Source organism: Desulfobulbus rhabdoformis (genome assembly GCF_016919065.1).
GTDB lineage: Bacteria > Desulfobacterota > Desulfobulbia > Desulfobulbales > Desulfobulbaceae > Desulfobulbus > Desulfobulbus rhabdoformis.
Window position 1 is genome coordinate 1 of record NZ_JAFFQA010000063.1, and the last position, 18,885, is coordinate 18,885.

Here is an 18,885-nt window from a genome sequence, read left to right on the forward strand (position 1 = left end):
CAATCTTGGCATTTTGGGCCCGATGATCGGTAAGTTTGCCAAAATCAGCTTTGATAGCTTGAATTAATGCGTCCACGTGGAGTGTTTTGTTCACGGCTCTTCCGTTCGTCGGTGCAACCAGTTGTAACGCCTTGATCGAGAAAATTTTCAGTGACTGCATAATCGATTCTCCATGTAATTGGTTGTAATTCCATGAAAAAAATCGATTTTTACCTTCAAGGCTTTGTCAAGAAAAAAATACGCTACTCCTGATTAATTTTTCGTTTATTTTTGATGAGTTAATCGCGTCTAAGCTCGTTGCCGAGGCGCTCGGAGAGCAGCCGTTTTGGAACCAAGCATGTTCTCTAAAAGTTTACGAAAACCAATTCCCTCGTACCCCATAAAAACAGGGCATTACGGGATAACGGGAAGTGCTGACTGAGAATTACAGCTTCAAAACTGTTATTTGTTTTATTAAAGTCAATTTATAGGCATCTTTGATACCATTTTATTCATCAGATCCCGAATCATGTCAGCCTTAGGTTGCACATTGTAGCGTTGAGCTGCTTTTGGAATGTAATCAATAAACTGCTGAAGGCGACTTTCTTCTAGGCAGTCTTTGATGCCAGTTGCCAAAGCGCTGCTATTCCCTGCTTCCACCACCACAGTTGGTGTCCCTTGTACCACTTCTCGTAAACCAGTGCAGTTAGATGCAACCAATGGAGTCCCACAGGTTAATACCTCCATGGGCAACAATGGACATGCTTCCCACAAAGAAGGCATGACCACTAGATCAAGCCCTTTGATAACACCAGCAACATTAGGAGTGAACGGCATGAAGTAAAAATTACCTTCTAACCCACGTTGACGCAACGCAGCTCGTTCTTCACGGATAAAGCCACCTTCACCAAAAGCGAGGACCAATAAAATTTTCTTCAGGTTCTGATGCCGAGTTAACTGCTCTACGGCATCAACAAGGTGGTTAAAACCTTTTTGTCGCATGAATCGACCAAGGAAGCCTATTAAAAAATACTCATCCGACAAGAATAATTCCTTGCGAAGATTTCGCGGTTCAGCCTGCTGAAACCGCTCAATCTCAATACCATTTGAGATGACAAGGCACCGTTCGTGAATTCTCGGGAAAAATTCCAATAAATTTTTTTGCGCGTCATGACTGACCGATTGAATAGTATCGATAAAAGAAATAGCGATTCCAATGTAACGCCGCTTCAACTTGCCGAATTTGTGTGAGAACTGTTTTTCCTGCAGTACATCATGGGAGGTTAGCAAATGGGGCACTCTTGTCAGTCGTGCTGGTAAAGCGGCACAGACACCTGAGGTAAATCCATGAGAATGGACTATGTCAAATTTGGCATGAAGTAATTGCTTGGTCACAGTCCAACAAAGTTCCACCACCGATGGATTGCTTGATACCGGGATTAAAGTTACATCGCCCCCTGAGAGGTCGTCCAATAATACTTTAGTTTCGGGTAGATCGGGCGCAATTAGAGTAAAACTGAACGATTCAACTGGAAACCGAAGGTAGACATAGCGCATAAATGTCCGGATACCACCGACTGGCCAGCGGACGACCAGCAGCACCCGCATCGCCCCGGAAAACTTTAGACGCTTTTTAACCATCTTTTTGCCCATGCTCAAGGCACATGGCTATCTGCATGCAGCCCCAAAGAAAGCTTTGCTGGCTGGTAGCCGACAGCATATCTTTACCATGAAGATATTGTGCCATTCGCACAGCAAATGCTTTGTTGCAAAATACCAAAGGTATGGCCCACTTGGATAATCCCATAGCGCCTTGCAGGTGTGTTATTTGAAAATAATTGCCAATACAAGTAAAAGTGTCACGTGTAAAAGGCCACTCCCATTCCCGGTCAATACGGAAAGGATGGTAAATGGCACGTACACTGCGCGTCAGCAGACTTGTTTGCATGGGATCAAGTGTGACGATTCTTCCCTTTGGGGCCAATTTGTCCTGCAAGACTTGCAGGACAATATCTATGGGCATAAAATGGTGCAACACACCCTGCGCATAAATAATATCAAAACCGGTCTCGGTAAAATCCTTGGATAAAATATCCACGCATTGAACACGGGCGTTGGCGACCCCTTTACGCTTAAAATAATCATCAAGTTGTTTTAGTGCTTCCTGACTCAAGTCAATCCCTAGATAAGACCCGGCATTGCTGGCTAGGTAATAGCTCAATGTGTTGCCTGAAAAACAACCAAAATCTAAAACTTTCTTTCCTGCTAGGGGGCCAATCCACTGTTTCTGCAATGTGTAGAGATCCTGCCATATTCCTGAATGTTCCATTAGATAGTACATTCGACGCCGCAGAATCCGCCATGTTTTCATGATGATGTTGAGTTTTCTCTGGGCCGCAGGGGTGTCATAAAAGACTGCCTGTTGTTTATTCAAACTCTCCATTTCATCTTTCCGGCTTACTTTTTCATTTTCCATAATCGCCTCTGTCACCCCTCAACATTAGATAAATGGCCGTCAATATGGCTTCTAAACCACATCTCCAGCATCATTAAACTCCATATTATGTAGCTGTTGTCCCGCCGACCGCAACGATGTTCAGTCATTATCCGGTTCAGATAATTCTGATTAAAATTGCCCCGCTGGCGGGCACGTTCACCTAACACCAGATCCTGGCTCATTGCCGCCCATTGGGCGTTAATCCACTGGGAAACCGGCAAGGCAAAACCCATTTTGGGCCGTTGAATCAACTCCCGAGGTAACAGTTTCTCGGCCAGTTGTTTCAATATATATTTCCTGACTCTTCCACGAATTTTATATTCCACCGGCATGGTAGCGGCAAACTCAACCAGAAGATGATCGAGCAACGGGGCACGGGCCTCAAGAGAGACAAACATGGTGGCCCGATCAACCTTGGTCATAATATCGCCGGGCAGGTAGGAGAGACTGTCCAGGTACTGCCGCCTGGTGATTGCATCGTGCCCGTCAACCTGCCGCAAAATGGCGCGTAGTGGCGTACCGGCATCATTTTCACCGGCCTCTTGGATTAAATCGGTGCTGAAGACTTCGGTACCGATTGCCGAAATCCCCTTGGTCATTTTCATAAGGTAGCGCTCATCCTTTTCCGCTGCCAGATAACGGAGTAGATTGATGCCTGAAAACGAAGACGGCAATAACCTTGCAGGTAAACCAAACACACTTTGCCGCAGCCATAAGGGCAGCAGATCGGTGCGACCGCTTAGTGTGCTGTCAAGATAGCGGTCATACCCGCCAAAGACTTCGTCCCCGCCATCGCCGGAAAGGGCTACCGTCACATAACGCCGCGCCAAACGCGAGACGTAGTAGGTGGGGATGGCCGAGGAATCGGCAAACGGCTCGTCAAACATGAGGATCAGCGAGGGGATAATCTCCTCTGCATCGGGACGAACAATTTCTTCATGATGATCGGTCCCGTATCTCTGTGCGACCAGGCGGGCATAGGGCAGTTCATTGTACCGGTCTTCATCAAAGCCGATGGAAAAGGTCTTGACAGGGCTGCCCAAATTCCGGGCCATCAAGGCCACCACCAAGCTTGAATCGATGCCACCGCTGAGAAAAGCCCCTAAGGGGACATCGCTCATCATCCTAATCTTGACAGCCTCATCCAGAAGTGCTTCGGTCTCAGCCAGCCACTGCTGCTCGGTCTTGCTATAATCTGGACGATACTCGATATTCCAATATCGATTGACAGTGAATTTTCCTTCATGCCAGGTTAGGGTGTGGGCTGGTGGCAGTTTGTTGATCCCCTTGAACATTGTGGCCGGGTCCGGGACATACCCGCACCCTAGATAGGGAATAATCGCCGGACGATTGACCTCGGCATGGATCTCGGGGTGCTGCAGTATTGATTTTATTTCCGAACCGAAAACCAGTTTCGTGTGATCACACAAATAGTGCAGCGGCTTTTTTCCCATCCGGTCCCTGGCAAGAAAGAGCGAACGGTTGCGTCCGTCCCAGATGGCAAAGGCGAACATGCCACGTAACCGTGTCACACACGCCTCCCCGTATTCTTCATACATACGCAGAATCGCCTCGGTGTCCGAGGAGGTTCTAAAACGGTAGCCACGTTGACTAAGTTCGGCGCGTAATTGTAGATGGTTGTAAATCTCGCCGTTAAAAACGATATGTATGCTTTTGTCGTCATTGGCCATTGGCTGCTGACCGCCGTTGAGGTCTATAATCCGCAGCCGCTTCATCCCGATTCCCACCGGGCCGTCGCACCACATACCCCATTCATCGGGTCCCCTGTGATGGATCACCGAGCACATCTGCTCAACCACGCGACGATCTACAGGCTGATCACGGTTGACATACAGGTATCCAGCTATTCCGCACATTTGGTCTCCTTAATTGGGGCTTCCTGCTTTTTCATTACCCATCAAAACACCTAAAGCTCGTTGTGGGTCCAACAAGCCAGCCATCGCTAGGTGGTACGCAGCATGGACAAACTGTTTTTCCTGCAAAAAACATTGGCCCATTCGAAAATGGAGGACGGCGCGCCGTTTGCGCCGGATTTTAGCGGGATACGGGTACCGCTTGCAGGCAGCCGTTAGAATTTTGAAACCATTCTGCCAGCGAAGCTTAGCCGTGGTATTGCTTATACTGCCATCATGTCTGCGGTAGCACCAGAGACATTCGTCCAGGTACTCAATAGCAGCAACTTCGGCTAGACGAATACCAAGATCATGGTCTTGTGCCGCTCGTAGTGTTTCGTCCAGGTAACCGATTTGTTCGTATAAAGATCGACGCACAAGGGCATTGGATGGCACATTAAAGCAGCAGTCCAGCAGTACCTGGCTAGAATCCTTCGGGGGGTGATGGCCTGCACCATATCTTAAAAAAAGTTCTTCGCCGGCATCATTTATGTAGAGACCGTTACTGTATACAAGGCCGATTTCTGGGTGCTGTTCAAGAAAATTAACTTGCATTGTAATTTTCTCTGGTTTGAACAAATCATCGCTGTCCAGTATAGCCACATACACACCACGGCAATGGACAAGACCTAAATTAACAGCGGCAGATTGCCCACGATTGACCCGGCCGGGATGATCCAATATGGTTAGCGCCGACCCAAATGATTCCATCAATTTTCGGGACCCATCGGTACAACCATCATCCACAACAATGAGTTCAATATTGGGCCACGTTTGTACAAGTACGCTTTGAATCGTTTCTACGATATACTTTTCCCGATTAAAACAAGGAATGATGACCGTTACCAAGGGAAACGAAAATTGTTTCATCGGAATTTCCTACCGCTTCAAGAGGGCGTCTGCAGAACAGAAAGTTGACCCTGTTCTCTAACTAATGCAAGAACAACTGTTGACACTGCACCGAAAAAGTACCATTCCCAACTACGCAAGCCAAAACAAGACAAACTGTAGAAAAGATCCATAACGATCCAGACCTGTAACGCTGTGGTGAAGCGATATAACCAATCAATTTCATCCCGACCTTGGTAGATTAACAAGTTTTTAGCTTCCATCAGGCTTTTAATAATGCTGTATATATACATCATGAACAGAATAAAACCTATTAGTCCAACCTCTTGAAAAACCTCTAAATATAAATTATGCGTCATTTGAGCACGCCCGCCAATAACATTGGCATTGGTTTCGGGAGATGTCCCGAGCCCATTACCAAAGAGAGGATTGTTCGAAATCGAACCAACTCCACGAATCAGTGATTCGATTCGCCCTTGTGCTGTGTCACCTCCCGCCAAGTTATGATCTATCACGGATAAATAGCGCGTTTGCAAATCCGTCCCAAGTATTCCAAAAATAAAGATTGCTACAGGAAAGCCCAATACCAATGCCATCAAAAAATTTTTTATTCGATTTCTTGAAAAATAAATGATGGTCAGGAAAACAAAAATTAAAGACAGAAGGCCACTGCGCGACCCTGTGAGTAAAAGGGCATACACCGACGGGATTATCGTGATCAATGCGATAATTTTACAGGCTTTTCCCCCTTGCCATAATAAAAAATAAATGAAAGGAACCATGTTGACGATGACCCATGCCAATTGGTTTGGATTGACAATGTCATGGGGCGCACCGGAAAGTCGGTTGAGAAATTGCTGCGCACCATTGACATGTGAAGACGCCACGCTACCCCAATACCCAGTAGTTTTGTGTAAGTATAAAGGTTCAAGAATACGAACCATCTGTGTGCCCATAAACATATAAAAAAAACATTTAAGCTGGGCAACCGATCGGATAAGGGTGACAATAAAAATAAAAAAAATAGCTATTTTGATCCATTCAACCAAATGAAAACGGAGCACTGATCCTGGCCAAGTGACCAAGGGGAGGCTAAGAAAAACATAAAGAAGGAAGAAATAGAGTCGCTTGCCAGATTGAACTGATAACCGCCACTTGTCCTGATACTGGACCAATAAAATGCAAAGTAGAATCATGATCCCGAGTAAAAATTCAAATCTGATCGCGGCCAAGATTACAAACCGTGACGTGGAATGAATAAAATAGCTAAACATAAAAAGGATGAGCAGAGCACGTGCCAGCATGCATGGTCCTGTAATGAAGCCAAAAAATATTATAAAGAGCGTCTTAAACGTTGGATGGATTTGCTTATATAAGCGAATATATCCGAGCGCTCTTGACGGGATATTGATACGAATGAATAGAAAAGAAAGTACACCACGCAACCCGCCATCCCGGCCAAGATAAACATGTCGTAGCTAGCAACTCGTATCTTTTCCAAGAGGAGAAAATAAAAAAAACTCAGCATTATCATTGGGACAATTATTGGAAAAATAACCTGCTTAAAATACGTGAAAACAGGGATTTCAATTTTGCGGCAAACCAGCACCAAAACCAGAGGTTCCGTTAACAAGGAAGCAGCCAGAATTGCCAATGCTACCCCAACCATGCCTGCAAATTGGACAATAATTAACCCGAGAACCAGATACACACCTGCTTCAAATGACCTAATTTTTGCGAGTGCCCCATGGTGATCCATACCGGTAAGAATACGTCCGTGAAAAGGATTTAGCCCCCGAACAAACATTGTACAGGCTATAAGATAAAGAACCATCTCTCCTTTTTGCCCGTATTCCGTCCCTACCCATAGTGCTAAGAAATCGGGACCTAAAAAACCAGCGCTTAGAAAGCCGCATCCAGAGAGGCCGACGAGGTAACGGGACGAGGATAGAAACGCATTGCGGATTTTACTTGTATCACCCAGTGCATAAAGATTACTGAAATAGGGCATGAAACTGAGGGTTGCAGCGGAGATGAGATTAGCCAAATAACTGATCAAATTGCTTGGTAGCGAAAAAAAGACAACGGAGGCGGGCCCAACAAAACCACCTATCATTATGGGGCTGGCTTTTTTACTGAAGCTTGAAGCCACTCCAAGAAAAAAACTTTTCCCCCCGAACACAAGTAATTCCTTGAGAGTCGATAAACATATATCAGCGAAACGAAATCGATACTCACCACAGGATGATCTTTTCAAAAAAAAGCCCAATGTTGCAAATTTAATGGTTATTCCGATGGTGTTTGCAGCGGTTAGGAAAATAAGCCCATAGCCAGCTTGTAGAAAAAAATAGAGTATCACTGAGCCCGTCAAGGTATTAACCGCCGTAACAAAATTGGTAAGCCCATAGCGTTGATGCCCCTGATGCATGCATATAATGACATTGCCGGGAAAACTCACCAGAACTTGGCAAGCGACAATTAAAAGAAAAAGGACATATTTCGAGGGGTCCATGTTTTTTTCAACCAGCCCATATGCCCCAATCAAAGCCCAAGCCACAAGAAGCAGTGAAACAAAAAGCCCAATAAGCAACGAAAAGAATAGAGCGCTGCTAAAAACGCGCTGCAGCTCTTTAGTTGAATCAGAGGCACTATATTTTGCAACAAAACGTGTTACCGCCGGTTGCATACCGATTTCCAGCAACCCCATATAACCGATAAAGGCAAGAACCATCTCATTGATTCCGTAGTCGTGATCCCCTAAAGAATGAACTATGACTGGAGTAAGTATAAACGCAACAATCAATTTTAATAAAAAAAGAGCAATATTGCTGATAGAATTAAAAAAAATAATTTTTGACATTGGGTCAATTTGCTTCCTTAATAATTGAAATGAATTTCCTCATGGTATTACTCTCTTCGTATGTATCAATATTTTGGAACATATCTTCTTCGAGCGATACGCTCTCATGTTTCCTGAACTTATAATCAATATGTTTCTTGATAATTTTTTCCAAGTTATCATCAATCTGGTCATTTACTATAAAGCCGCTGTTGGTCTGACGAATAATTTCCGCCATTTCCCCTTCTCGGATTAAAGCCAAAATTGGGACTCGAGCTCCTAGATATTCAAACAATTTTGATGGTAGCCACCCTGGACGGGTTTTTTCCCCTAAACCGGTACTTATCAAGGTCATATCAGCATTACATGTATGTTCAATTGCCCGAATATGAGGCATTCTATCAAAAAATACGACGATATCGTTAAGATTCAATTTTTTGATAATTTCTCGTGTAGCTCTATCTCCAGACCCAATCAAATGGATTTCCAATATGCTCCTGTAATATTCTCGCTCATAGAGAGGCAGCTTGTCGAACCACCTGCACAGCGCACGGAAAAATTCGTAGGGGTCCTTGGAAGGATAAAATATCCCTGTGTAGCAAATAATGAATTTATCCTTCGATTTAACGGAATCTTGAGGGATTTTTTCTGAACAAAAACTATTGGTCACGGTAAAAAAAATATCGCGATCAACGTCTGGATGTCTATTGGACAATATCCGGGAATATGTTTTGGTTGTAGAAATTAAAGCTGAAGCATTACGGACAACTTTTTTCTCCAGATACCGTTCTACCGGGTGCCTAATATCTGCGCTCCCCGTAATAATGTAATCATCCCAGGGGTCGCGAAAGTCAACGATCCAAGGTAAGTTGAATTGCTTTTTAATGAAAAGCCCTGCCAAATGTATCGAATGTGTGGGCGATGTTGTGAGGAGCACGTCGACAGCTTGTTGTTGAAATGCCGTGCGAAAGGCACTGATAAATGCAGGAATATGGAGTACGTCTAGATCTGGTCGTATTATTTTTTGCAAATATTCTCTGGTGGTACCAAGTGCTCGTCGTTTTAATTGAGAGGACTTGCGCTGCACGTTTTCTGGACGAGTTACATAAAGGATCTCACACGAGGGATCCAGCTCATTTAACAACTCTTTGTCTAAGCTCTGTTCAGGCTTAGGAGGGTGGGTCATGACAAGCACTCTCCAACCCGCCCTGCCGAGATGTTTGGCCAGTCGGAACGGGCGCAAGGCACCCACGATGTTTACAGGTGGGAAGCTGCCTGTCAGAAGAGCAATAGTCTTCAAAACCTCCCCCTCTGAAGCGCTTCCCTCAGTTTCATTCCGGCAAACTCTAATCCGGCAAGCTTTGCGAGAAAATCATCTCTATCGTTTGAAACTCCCATACGTGGAATTTCATAAGGAGTCCAGCGGGTCAGGTTTGTGCCAAAAACCGCACCTATATACCCTGCATCTTTTACTTCTCTAACAACAGCATCAGTTATATCGCCTGGCGCACTGTTGGGATAGCAGAATGTTTGGACAGGTTGTCCCAGTTTTTTCTCCAAAACGAGCTTAGATTCGACGATCTCCTTTCTAGATTCTTGAAGATCGATTTTAGATAATAGATGATGGTTGACAGTATGAGAGCCGATCTCAATGCCATTTTTTGCCATTTCTTGTAATTCATCCCATGTAACAGCCGCATACGCCTTTGTTGGTGTCTCCGGGACAAAAACGTTGAGATACTTTTCCACTATATCTATGAAATGCCATTTATCGATGTTGTGGATACTGATGCAGTAGTCACTCAAAATTTTCCATGTATTAAATATGTCTAATTCAGTCACTAATGGGAATTTCTTTAAACCTTTTCCTAATTCTACAACTAATTCTGTTTTAATCGTATTTCGCAAAGCATAATCAAGACGGTCCGGCCAAAGCCAAATATTCTTATCAATAAAAGCTGTGGTAACAAAAAAAGTAGCTTTCAGGCCGAGACTGTGCAATGCAGGATAAGCAAAATGATAAAAATCACGGTAACCGTCATCAATGGTAAGAACGACACAGCGGGGAGGCCACTGTCCATTCTTATGGTAATGTTCTAAACACTCCTTCAAGGTTAGTACTGTAAATTTCTTAACGAGTTGTTCCAACTGCCACTTGAACGTATCTTGATCAACCCGATGCTTCCACCCTTCATTCGGTTTTGAAAAACGGTGATACACAAAAATTCTTGGGGTATCCGGTAGGAATACCTGCAAAAATGCTCTGGAAACAGATGATGCTCTGACCCACTTCTTTAAACTTGCGACATTTGGCATAGTTCCCATTTTCCGTTACATGGTACCGTGTACCATTCCGCAGATATCACACACCTCGACCTGAGCAGTGGTGACTGATTCTTTGACGCGTGTATTACCAACACGCCCATTGACTTGTTTTCCCTTGCCGGCAGTGGTGCAATGCTTGGTAGCGGTTTCGTCTTTCTCGGTTTGCGAAGAAGGAATGCTCGAGTTTCTATTTCCCTTGCGCGTTGTCTTCTCAAGAAAAATAGAGAGTATCAACTCGACGACAACCAGCAGACTGTTAACCAAGACCCGTATCTCAGAGGAGACTTTGCCGTCGGAACAAAGCTGTTCAAATTCCTGTTTAAGGAGATCGACTTCCTCGCGGACCCTTATTTTGTTTACTGTTCCCATGGGTTTACTATACCATGGCTTTTTTCGACCTCCTGTGTGCCCCTGAGTTGAACGATTGAGCGCTATCGCATCTGTTTGCTATCGGAACGCAATATTGGAACGATTTAGAGACGACCAGATGCGTTGATGGGCATTTTTGTTGGCACCCCTGGCTATTGGAAAAAATTCCGGCAAAAACCTGTCAAGTTATTTGTTTGGGTTTTAGTATTTTTTAGAGGGGGTGAGTAGTTACAAATAATTAATATTTTCAGGTGAAACAAGAGACAAAATGACCGTATGATCGAATCTCTTCCCTTGTAAGCGATTATAAGGTTGTACTATCCCACGGTACCTAGCATTTATAAATAATCATAATCACCATCGCCCTGAACAAAATGGGCGTTCTCCCAGCGAAATTCATTCCAATATTCATTGCGAGCAATAAACCTGAAACCGGGCACAGCTGGTCGCTCAAAAGCACCGTGACGCTTCATTTCTTGGTTAAGTGTGTGCAAGGTTCCCCAATAGACCATTTTTATTGCATTATGGTTCCGGGCTGCTTGCATTGCCGCTGTTATAAGATTTGACGCAGTTTCTTCCGCAGGAATCCAGGAAAGGTCAACGAGGTATGCAGTGGTACCAGCCATACGCAGCACAAACCAACCAACCGTTTTTGTACCTGAAAAGTGAGCATAGCATTCGTATTTACGGTGGGGGATGGCCTTATATCTCCAATTCAAATATTTTGTGGAACGAAAAGAAGACAATCGCGCTTCGCAGCTTACCTCTTCAGGAATATGTGTAAATTCATCAATTAAAGCATAGTTGTGAGGTAAATTTTTAGTGCGTGACCATGGAAAGACCAGATTTTTTTTCGTTAGCTTCTGGTACATCCAGCGAAACGGTGAGAGCAGGAAAACTAAAGTTTTTGGGGCAGTGATATCATGATATCCCATGGATTCTAATTGTCGAACCATGGCTGGCATTGTCCCTTTTGAAAGCTGTAAATTTCCTTCCTCTATAGCCTGGCGATAGAGGGTTTTCACGAGACCATGTCTCCTGTAGTCTGGGTGCACCATAGTATTGACCGCAAATTCAGCATGTTGCTCAGTGTCATCCGTGACCAGTTGTATCGGTAAACGAATCGTCATGCCGACAATCGCTCCCTCTTCATCTGCAATGTGGATGCGAATACGGTCTTTGAAAGGATGCTGATTTATTTCCCAAGCCCAGCGTTTTCTTGCATTCTCATCAGTTCCGTACACCTCGCGAAACAGGCGCCAGAGCTTTTCAGGATTTTCATGGTCAAGATCGAATAAACGGATTTGCATGATATGGCCCTTATAGAGAAATTTAATAACGCGAGTAACTATCCCAAAACAAGATATATTTTGGGTCGTTTTTGTGTAATGCCCTGATAATATATAATAATTAATATATTCACTAAGGTGGAATACTGGCGCTTTATTCTGGAGCCTTTGCGATCAAATGTTCATAGTATGTGCTGGTCAAGTTGACTGAGGATTTCATGCTAAAGCGTTGCTGTATAGCATTGCGGTTTTTGTCGGAAATCTGGCCGTATAGTTTTGTATCGTCGAGTAATTGTTGAATGAATGCTACAGCCTGATCTATATTGCCCGTTTCATAAAGGAAACCGTTTTCTCCATTACGAACTAGCTCGGGGGTGCCACCCACTTGAGTTGCGACCACAGGGAGTCCACAGGCCATATATTCGATCAGGGCGTTGCAAAAACCTTCTGTTTCCGATGTTATCACCCCAACGCTAAAACGTATAATAAAATCGAGAGGATTCTCTACCATGCCGGTGAAGGTGGTGGCCGCAGTAAGACCTAGATCTGCCGCCTGCCGTTCAAGGTCGGCTTGCAAATGCCCTCCGCCAATAACATAAAATCTTGTTTCGGGGCGGTTGCGATGTATTCGGGCAGCAATCTCGATAAAATCTTGAACTCGTTTTACAGGACGGTTCAGGTTTGCCACAATACCGACGATAGGTGGAGTGTCATCCCCAGCTTCGCTTAATTCCTGAGGGATAAAAGCTGTGTCTAATCCATTATAAATTACCTTAATCTTGTCGGTTGCAATATTGTAAGTAGAGCTGAAATGTTGCTTGACTGCTTCTGAATTGGCAATGAAACCGTTGTAGCTCGGATAAGCAATTCGCATTTTGAAATTTTCTGATGATGTTGCCCAGAAACCCAAATCACGAAAAGAGCCAACCAGTTTCACCCTCGTTAAAGCTTTGATTAAAGCACCTAGGAGGCAGGCGTCTTGAAAAAAGGTCTGAACAATGTCGATACGATGTTGCCGAATAAATGAAGCAAGTTTTAGAGTTACTGGCACAAGTGAAGGGTGAACAAAACTCCTAAAATTGAGACATACTTTAGGAATGGGGAGACTGTCGTAGAGTCCTTTGGATGGTTTTAAAGTGCATAAATGTGGATGTATGCGCGCATGATCCAGGTGTTTGATTAATTCAACGAGTTGCCGCTCAGTGCCCCCATGGGTGAGACTGTCAATTAAATATAAAACGTTCATGATGTAGACGTCGTTGATGTCTTAGACCTTACAACCTGTTCATAGATGTCGAGGTATCCTTCGGCCATTCGTTGGGCGGTAAATTCGGTAAGCGCATGAGTTTGTGCGCGTTGCACCATCTCCGCGAAACTTTGAGGCTGAGAGTAAATTATTCTAATTGAGTGAGTTAATGCCTCTTTATCACCGGAGTCAATTAACAAGCCTGCATCTCCATCAAGGAGGGCACTTGGAATACCGCCAACACGGCTTGCTACAATAGGAATTTTAACAAACATGGCTTCCAGTAAAGCCATGGGGAGTCCTTCTGTGAGGGAAGGCATCGCAAAAAGTTGGCACCGCTGGAGATAGGGCAGTACAGAGGTTACATATCCAGGCATCATGACTCTACAGGAAATGCCAAGTGTATTTGCTTGTGCTGTTAAGGAGTCACGTAAGTTACCTTCTCCAAGGATTAAGAGTTGGATGTCTTGTTCGTCATGGATTAAATCTGCGACAGCTTCAATCAATAAAGAAAAACCTTTTTCAGGGGAAAGTCTGCCGACAGCAACAATGGTGAATCGGTTTTTTATAAAATTAGAAACATCGTCAGAGATAGGGATTTTCTGTTTTGGGCTAAGTGAAGAGAAATTTAATCCATTAAAAATAACTGATTTCTTATGAGAGGGGATCGATCTCAGGCGATGGTGGAGTAACATGTGTGCATTGACAACGACAACATGGTTAACCTTATGCAGGCTGAGGGTATCAAGCCATTCATAAAGCATCATCCGATTGAGTTTCCCGGTCCATGTCCACCCATGCAAAGTAGCGACAAGAGGGAGAGTTCTTCCTGTAAATGGCATTAACCCCAGAAGGATGTTGCCTTTGTAACCATGAGAATGAATAAGAGAAAAGTCGTTCTCGTCAGCAAATTGGCACAGAGCCCTAACAGACTTTAAATTGAGACCTGGTCGCATTTCCCATGGGCGAACATCCAGCCCTTTTTGTTGGGCTTCAATTTCAAGGGGTTTGGGCTGACTCTCTGGAGTTCCTATGCACACTAAGAGAGGCGACAGGCCAATTGCTTTTTGTGCCTGCATAAGGGTTATGAGCATGATTTCTGCGCCATATAATCCTTCACTGTCTATGATGTGCAGGATTTTCATGTCAGCCTTTTCTTGGGGTCCAGGTCACCTGCTTTTGTCTACGTAAGAATTTGACGAAAGCCTGCGCGCAAGCAAGGTTTAGTAGAGTGAAATAGCGTATAAATCCGAGGAGGACGGAGGTCTTTCCGCTGGACTCGAGTGTTGAGGTTATGAGTGCAGCCCCGTAAAAACTGCACTGTAAGACAAAAAGAAAGGTGTAACTCCATCCGCATCCCAGCAAAATTATATTACTGCAAAATGCGGATAACAAAAAAATAAAACATAAATAACGTAAGAGCTTGTGTGACCAAAGCTGCCAGGAAAACAGAGGGTTGAGGCTAAAAGATAAGAGATGCTTCATGTCCGAAATGGCCCAAAAAGCCCGGAGTGCAACTCTGACTCGCATGCGGTATTCGTCATGGGAACTTTTGAGGCTTGCTTCCTTAAGAAGGGCCTTGGGTTCGTAGACTACACGGTATCCCCGGGTGACCACCATTAGCGGTTGGACAAAATCTGGTAATTGGTCAGGATTCATTCGTTGGTAGAGGTCTTTACGCATGGCATCGATTCCGCCATCAACCCCAACAATTGACCCTGTTTTTGATTCAGCTTGCCGTAAAAAATTTTCATATTTCATGTATGCCGAGCAACCGTCTCCAACCATGGTTCCGTCGGAGTTTGTGTAAATCATCTTGCCTGTAACATATCCGACTTCAGGATCCGCGAAATTGGCGACGAGGTGGCGAAGTGCCTGTGAGTCATAATGGGAATTCGCGTCTGAAAAGACAATAATTTCCCCTTGTGCAAAAGGAACGGCCAGGTTGAGTGCCGAGGTCTTTCCAGCGCGTGGTGTTTGGCGGATAAGGCGAATCCTTGAGTCGCAATATGCAGTAACTATGTTATCAGTCTCATCAGTAGATTCATCGGAGACTACGATTATTTCTATCTTATCATGGGGATAGTTGAGTTTTAGTTTATTGGTTACTGTTTCCTTGATAGATTCTGCTTCATTGTAGGCAGCAATGATGATGGTGACTGTAGGTTGTATATTTTTTTTGTTTATATATTTTTCTTTGATCAGAGAAAGGGCATGTATGAGTATGGGGTATCCGAAATAAATATAGAATATGCTTATAAGTGAGAATATTAAAATTATCTGTATGGGCATAGAATTAGTTTGTTGTGGTGAATTTAAGAAATCCTGGGTAGAATTCTTGGACAAAGCTTAATATCTTTTGTTCGCAATACTCTGTGTTGTGTTGTGCGCAAGGAGTGCTAAACCGTACAAATGCATTCTCTTGCCCTTCTCTCCGTATTGTTGATTTAAAGAGGAATATTTTTTGTAATAAAGTATTCTGTGCTGTTTTGTTATGAGCTTGAAACCAGTAAAGAATGTGCTCGTATTGCTCTCCAAGAGATGCTGTAATGGTCGAATATTTTATATCATAATGATCGTTTTTATTTATTTTATACGATTTTTTGGAAGTTTTTAAAACCTTCCAGCCCTGCCCTGGAAAGCAGACCATCGGATCATGTGCTGCGCCAACTTTTTTTGCATTATAATAATAACCAATGTATAAAGTTATTATACTTTCCCCATCAGAAAATTTTTCGAAAATATAATCATCTAGATTGAGTGCATTTTTTATTTTTTCATCCATGGGAATTGATGATAAATATTTCCAGTGGGGGTAATCTTTTGCTAGAGTATTTAATTTTTTAAATTTAATGATGTTTTCATCTTGAAATGGGTTGTGTGAAAATAATCCTGTTACTAATAGTATCGCTATTAAAAAAAAATTCAAAAATATTTTTTTCATGATATCCGATTGTTTAAATAATAAATAAATTTAGATGATAATAACATAAGAAGTATAGATAGGGTAAATATTATTAATCCAAAATAGGTATGGAGTGATCCCTCGGTTAAGTCTATCTTGAAATAATATAGGGATATTACCATTACCGTAATTCTTAGTATATTTATAAATATGGCTATTGGGACTGTTGTAGACGCCAGGATTAATTTTTCTTTAATTGTATTGTGGTGTATGTGTCCAAAAATAATACTTAATGTAAAAAGTGAAATTATTGACCTCAAGCCACTGCAAGCTTCAACAACTTGTAGAGTTGTATCAGGTAGGTGTAAGGTATTTCCTTGTTGGAATAGAGGGATGTTTAATGATTTTATTGCTATTGCGCTTATGTCGGTGACTATAAGCTGTAATGGAATCGTGGCGGATGAATAGATTTGAGATGGTATAGGAATCATTAAGAATAGAAAAAACAATGAAAAAGCAATGGTTTTTATTGACTCTTTGCCTGTTAGTGTCCATGTTAAGCATATGAGTGATAGTACTAACGCAATTGAAGATAGAGTGTATATTTTAGCAGATATGCTGAATATATAAACTAGAGTTGACAGTATAAAAAAAATAAATCCTGCCGTTGAAAATTTTTTATTAAAGTAATTTGTTTTTATAACTTCCTTGTGCTCTAATGTAAAATATATACTTATTGGTATAATAAAAAAAGCGTGGGAGTAATCTTCAGAATTTGCCCAAGTTTTTACTAAGCTTGCAAATACTGGGTAGTATGCAAAAATAAATGAACCTGTTATGAGAGCTATTTGTATTGCAAATATTTTGAAAAATTTATTGGGAAGAATTTTTTTTTTCACTTTCAGCCTTAAATGGTTGAATTTTGGGGTGGGATAGGTTGAAATTTGAAATCTTGCAATAGTTGTGTGAACCGGGATTTCGTTTTGTGAAGTTGATTGTAATGTCTAAACTTTGACAAATTAGAAGCGGCATGGACCCTAGGTTGGTCGGGATCTACTTCCCAAGGATGAAGATAAAATACAAAGGGTTTTCCCTCTTGACGATTAATCTTTTTCAACGCCCAGCGAGAAAACCTATATGGGAAGAGGCGAAAATAGCCCCCCCCCGCAATAGGTAGCCGCTGGCCGCATAGTGCGAGTGTAGATAAAGGGTATTCTAATAATCCGTTTGCATGATAGTATGGGAATCTCGGGGCATCTGGAATACCATACCTATCGTGATGAATCGGGAAAATTGAGGAGTCGTACCGAAAACCGAGTTCTTTCAGGATATCAATAGCCCAAAGTGATTCTTTTGTGACGGAGTAGCTGGGCGCTCGATATCCATAAATTGGTTGGCCGATTATGTCTTCGAGAATATCTTTTGTTTTTTGTGTATCTTCTCGGAATTCGTCTTGTGTTAAGTCATAAACTTTACGATGCCAATAGCTGTGGCAGCCTAGTGCATGGCCTTGTTGGTTGATTTTTTTAACTAACAAGGGGTATTTTTGTGCAACCCACCCGACAACAAAAAATGTTGCATGCACGGAGTGTTCGTGCAAAATATTAAGGATAGTCTCCATATTTTTTTCTATCCGTTGTTCCATTGTCTCCCACTTTTTACTCTTGATAACATTTTCGAAAGCGGAAACCTGAAAATAATCTTCTACGTCAATGCTTAAATAATTGATAATAGGGTTCATGGCAGGAGGTCTAGGGAAAAAGGAATACGGAACGAAAAGGTACATTTAGCCATTGCCTGAAGGAAAACTTAACGAATTATCATGCCTACTTTTTTTAACAAATATTATCCTGTACGTAAATTGTTGTTTTTTCTGGGCGAAGGGGTGCTGATTTTTAGCAGTGTATTCGGCATCTTGTTATTTTTTACCGGTTGGTCTATTTTTGTAATCGCCCCTAACGAACATATTATTCGTGCATTTATCGTTACCCTGATTTTTCAGTTATCCCTGTATTTTTACGATCTGTATGATCTGCGTAAGCCAGGGACGACCACAGACACCTTTATTCGTATGATGCAGGCTTTTGGGGTGGGGTGCATTATTTTGGCGTTTCTGTACGCGCTCTTTCCATCGATTATTATATCAACCTCATTATTTTGGAAAAGTTATCTTATTATCTGCATCAGTTTGTTGGGGTGGCGCTCGCTGTATCATCTTGTTCTTGAGAAGAAAATTTTTGTGCGTGAGGTTATCATTATTGGTACCGGTGAGACCGCTGAACGTATTAGCCAGGAAGTCAACGCCAATCAGGAATTCGGTGTTGTGATTAGCGCTTACATCGGCAATGCAGCTTCTTTCTTTGCGCAGGGAATTGCTCCTGTTTATGAGAGGTTAGGTGATATACGTCAGCATCCACAGCTTGCAAAAGTCGAGCGGATTGTTGTTGCCTTGGATGATCGTCGTGGGACCATGCCAATACACGATCTCTTGGACAGCAAGCTGCAAGGCAAACTAATCGAAGATGGGGTCACTTTTTACGAGGCCATTGTAGATTCTCAAGTTCCCGTCCAACATGTTTCTCACGTATAATTACCAGCTATTTTTCCAACGTAGATGGCCGGAAGGATTTCTCCTTCCGGCCATTTTGATCGTAGACAGCAGTCTACCGCACCG

General features: G+C 42.9%; 17 protein-coding genes. 1 reads left to right on the forward strand and 16 read right to left on the reverse strand.

The genetic code is table 11. The features are described from left to right. Positions 1–459: 459 nt before the first annotated feature. From JWJ90_RS20805 to JWJ90_RS20880, 16 genes are all read right to left on the reverse strand, one after another. The gene (locus JWJ90_RS20805; protein ID WP_205229143.1) at positions 460–1,632 is read right to left on the reverse strand and encodes a glycosyltransferase family 4 protein; all 1,173 of its coding nucleotides are present in this window, start codon (positions 1,630–1,632) and stop codon (positions 460–462) included. Next, complete coding sequence (locus JWJ90_RS20810; RefSeq protein WP_205229144.1) at positions 1,613–2,455, reverse strand: class I SAM-dependent methyltransferase; 843 nt, start codon at positions 2,453–2,455, stop codon at positions 1,613–1,615. The genes JWJ90_RS20805 and JWJ90_RS20810 overlap by 20 nt, the downstream gene beginning before the upstream one ends. 11 nt (positions 2,456–2,466) lie before the next feature. Continuing rightward, positions 2,467–4,353, reverse strand: a complete 1,887-nt coding sequence (gene asnB / locus JWJ90_RS20815) for an asparagine synthase (glutamine-hydrolyzing) (RefSeq protein ID WP_205229145.1) — start codon at positions 4,351–4,353, stop codon at positions 2,467–2,469. Between the two features lie 9 nt (positions 4,354–4,362). Then, positions 4,363–5,259 carry a glycosyltransferase gene (locus JWJ90_RS20820; RefSeq protein WP_205229146.1) on the reverse strand — a complete coding sequence of 299 codons (897 nt, stop codon included), beginning with the start codon at positions 5,257–5,259 and terminating at the stop codon, positions 4,363–4,365. Between the two features lie 17 nt (positions 5,260–5,276). Next, a complete protein-coding gene (locus JWJ90_RS20825; RefSeq protein ID WP_205229147.1) occupies positions 5,277–6,542 on the reverse strand; it encodes an O-antigen ligase family protein in 1,266 nt (421 codons plus the stop codon). Between the two features lie 29 nt (positions 6,543–6,571). After that, complete coding sequence (locus JWJ90_RS20830) at positions 6,572–8,098, reverse strand: oligosaccharide flippase family protein (RefSeq protein ID WP_205229148.1); 1,527 nt, start codon at positions 8,096–8,098, stop codon at positions 6,572–6,574. A 4-nt stretch (positions 8,099–8,102) separates the two neighbouring features. Next, positions 8,103–9,377 carry a glycosyltransferase gene (locus JWJ90_RS20835; protein WP_205229149.1) on the reverse strand — a complete coding sequence of 425 codons (1,275 nt, stop codon included), beginning with the start codon at positions 9,375–9,377 and terminating at the stop codon, positions 8,103–8,105. Next, entirely contained in the window at positions 9,374–10,393 is a 1,020-nt protein-coding gene (locus JWJ90_RS20840; protein ID WP_205229150.1) for a polysaccharide deacetylase family protein, read from the reverse strand. The genes JWJ90_RS20835 and JWJ90_RS20840 overlap by 4 nt, the downstream gene beginning before the upstream one ends. 15 nt (positions 10,394–10,408) lie before the next feature. Beyond that, on the reverse strand, positions 10,409–10,771 hold the full coding sequence (locus tag JWJ90_RS20845) for a hypothetical protein (protein ID WP_205229151.1): 363 nt from the start codon (positions 10,769–10,771) through the stop codon (positions 10,409–10,411). A gap of 338 nt (positions 10,772–11,109) precedes the next feature. Then, on the reverse strand, positions 11,110–12,081 hold the full coding sequence (locus JWJ90_RS20850; protein WP_205229152.1) for a GNAT family N-acetyltransferase: 972 nt from the start codon (positions 12,079–12,081) through the stop codon (positions 11,110–11,112). Between the two features lie 133 nt (positions 12,082–12,214). Beyond that, on the reverse strand, positions 12,215–13,306 hold the full coding sequence (locus tag JWJ90_RS20855; protein ID WP_205229153.1) for a glycosyltransferase: 1,092 nt from the start codon (positions 13,304–13,306) through the stop codon (positions 12,215–12,217). Beyond that, positions 13,303–14,451: a glycosyltransferase gene (locus JWJ90_RS20860; protein ID WP_205229154.1), complete on the reverse strand. Its 1,149-nt coding sequence runs from the start codon at positions 14,449–14,451 to the stop codon at positions 13,303–13,305. The genes JWJ90_RS20855 and JWJ90_RS20860 overlap by 4 nt, the downstream gene beginning before the upstream one ends. Position 14,452: 1 nt before the next feature. Beyond that, positions 14,453–15,598: a glycosyltransferase family 2 protein gene (locus JWJ90_RS20865; RefSeq protein ID WP_205229155.1), complete on the reverse strand. Its 1,146-nt coding sequence runs from the start codon at positions 15,596–15,598 to the stop codon at positions 14,453–14,455. 4 nt (positions 15,599–15,602) lie between these two features. After that, positions 15,603–16,250, reverse strand: coding sequence for an exosortase C-terminal domain/associated protein EpsI (locus JWJ90_RS20870; RefSeq protein ID WP_205229156.1), 648 nt, complete (start codon positions 16,248–16,250; stop codon positions 15,603–15,605). Then, positions 16,247–17,110 (reverse strand): exosortase, encoded by an 864-nt coding sequence (locus JWJ90_RS20875; protein WP_205229157.1) that lies wholly within the window; start codon positions 17,108–17,110, stop codon positions 16,247–16,249. The genes JWJ90_RS20870 and JWJ90_RS20875 overlap by 4 nt, the downstream gene beginning before the upstream one ends. An 8-nt stretch (positions 17,111–17,118) precedes the next feature. Next, positions 17,119–17,952: an XrtA system polysaccharide deacetylase gene (locus tag JWJ90_RS20880; RefSeq protein ID WP_205229158.1), complete on the reverse strand. Its 834-nt coding sequence runs from the start codon at positions 17,950–17,952 to the stop codon at positions 17,119–17,121. 81 nt (positions 17,953–18,033) lie between these two features. On the opposite strand from JWJ90_RS20880, the gene JWJ90_RS20885 reads away from it, so the two are divergent. Continuing rightward, on the forward strand, positions 18,034–18,801 hold the full coding sequence (locus JWJ90_RS20885; RefSeq protein WP_205229159.1) for a nucleoside-diphosphate sugar epimerase/dehydratase: 768 nt from the start codon (positions 18,034–18,036) through the stop codon (positions 18,799–18,801). Positions 18,802–18,885: the final 84 nt, after the last annotated feature.

What these genes read in the sequence shown, in the direction of transcription:
- JWJ90_RS20880 (WP_205229158.1), bottom strand. Translation starts at nt 17,952, where the DNA reads ATGAACCCTATTATCAATTATTTAAGCATTGACGTAGAAGATTATTTT.
- JWJ90_RS20850 (WP_205229152.1), bottom strand. Translation starts at nt 12,081, where the DNA reads ATGCAAATCCGTTTATTCGATCTTGACCATGAAAATCCTGAAAAGCTC.
- JWJ90_RS20830 (WP_205229148.1), bottom strand. Translation starts at nt 8,098, where the DNA reads ATGTCAAAAATTATTTTTTTTAATTCTATCAGCAATATTGCTCTTTTT.
- JWJ90_RS20885 (WP_205229159.1), top strand. Translation starts at nt 18,034, where the DNA reads ATGCCTACTTTTTTTAACAAATATTATCCTGTACGTAAATTGTTGTTT.
- JWJ90_RS20860 (WP_205229154.1), bottom strand. Translation starts at nt 14,451, where the DNA reads ATGAAAATCCTGCACATCATAGACAGTGAAGGATTATATGGCGCAGAA.
- JWJ90_RS20855 (WP_205229153.1), bottom strand. Translation starts at nt 13,306, where the DNA reads ATGAACGTTTTATATTTAATTGACAGTCTCACCCATGGGGGCACTGAG.
- asnB (WP_205229145.1), bottom strand. Translation starts at nt 4,353, where the DNA reads ATGTGCGGAATAGCTGGATACCTGTATGTCAACCGTGATCAGCCTGTA.
- JWJ90_RS20805 (WP_205229143.1), bottom strand. Translation starts at nt 1,632, where the DNA reads ATGGGCAAAAAGATGGTTAAAAAGCGTCTAAAGTTTTCCGGGGCGATG.
- JWJ90_RS20840 (WP_205229150.1), bottom strand. Translation starts at nt 10,393, where the DNA reads ATGCCAAATGTCGCAAGTTTAAAGAAGTGGGTCAGAGCATCATCTGTT.
- JWJ90_RS20845 (WP_205229151.1), bottom strand. Translation starts at nt 10,771, where the DNA reads ATGGGAACAGTAAACAAAATAAGGGTCCGCGAGGAAGTCGATCTCCTT.
- JWJ90_RS20825 (WP_205229147.1), bottom strand. Translation starts at nt 6,542, where the DNA reads ATGCTGGCACGTGCTCTGCTCATCCTTTTTATGTTTAGCTATTTTATT.
- JWJ90_RS20865 (WP_205229155.1), bottom strand. Translation starts at nt 15,598, where the DNA reads ATGCCCATACAGATAATTTTAATATTCTCACTTATAAGCATATTCTAT.
- JWJ90_RS20820 (WP_205229146.1), bottom strand. Translation starts at nt 5,259, where the DNA reads ATGAAACAATTTTCGTTTCCCTTGGTAACGGTCATCATTCCTTGTTTT.
- JWJ90_RS20810 (WP_205229144.1), bottom strand. Translation starts at nt 2,455, where the DNA reads ATGGAAAATGAAAAAGTAAGCCGGAAAGATGAAATGGAGAGTTTGAAT.
- JWJ90_RS20870 (WP_205229156.1), bottom strand. Translation starts at nt 16,250, where the DNA reads ATGAAAAAAATATTTTTGAATTTTTTTTTAATAGCGATACTATTAGTA.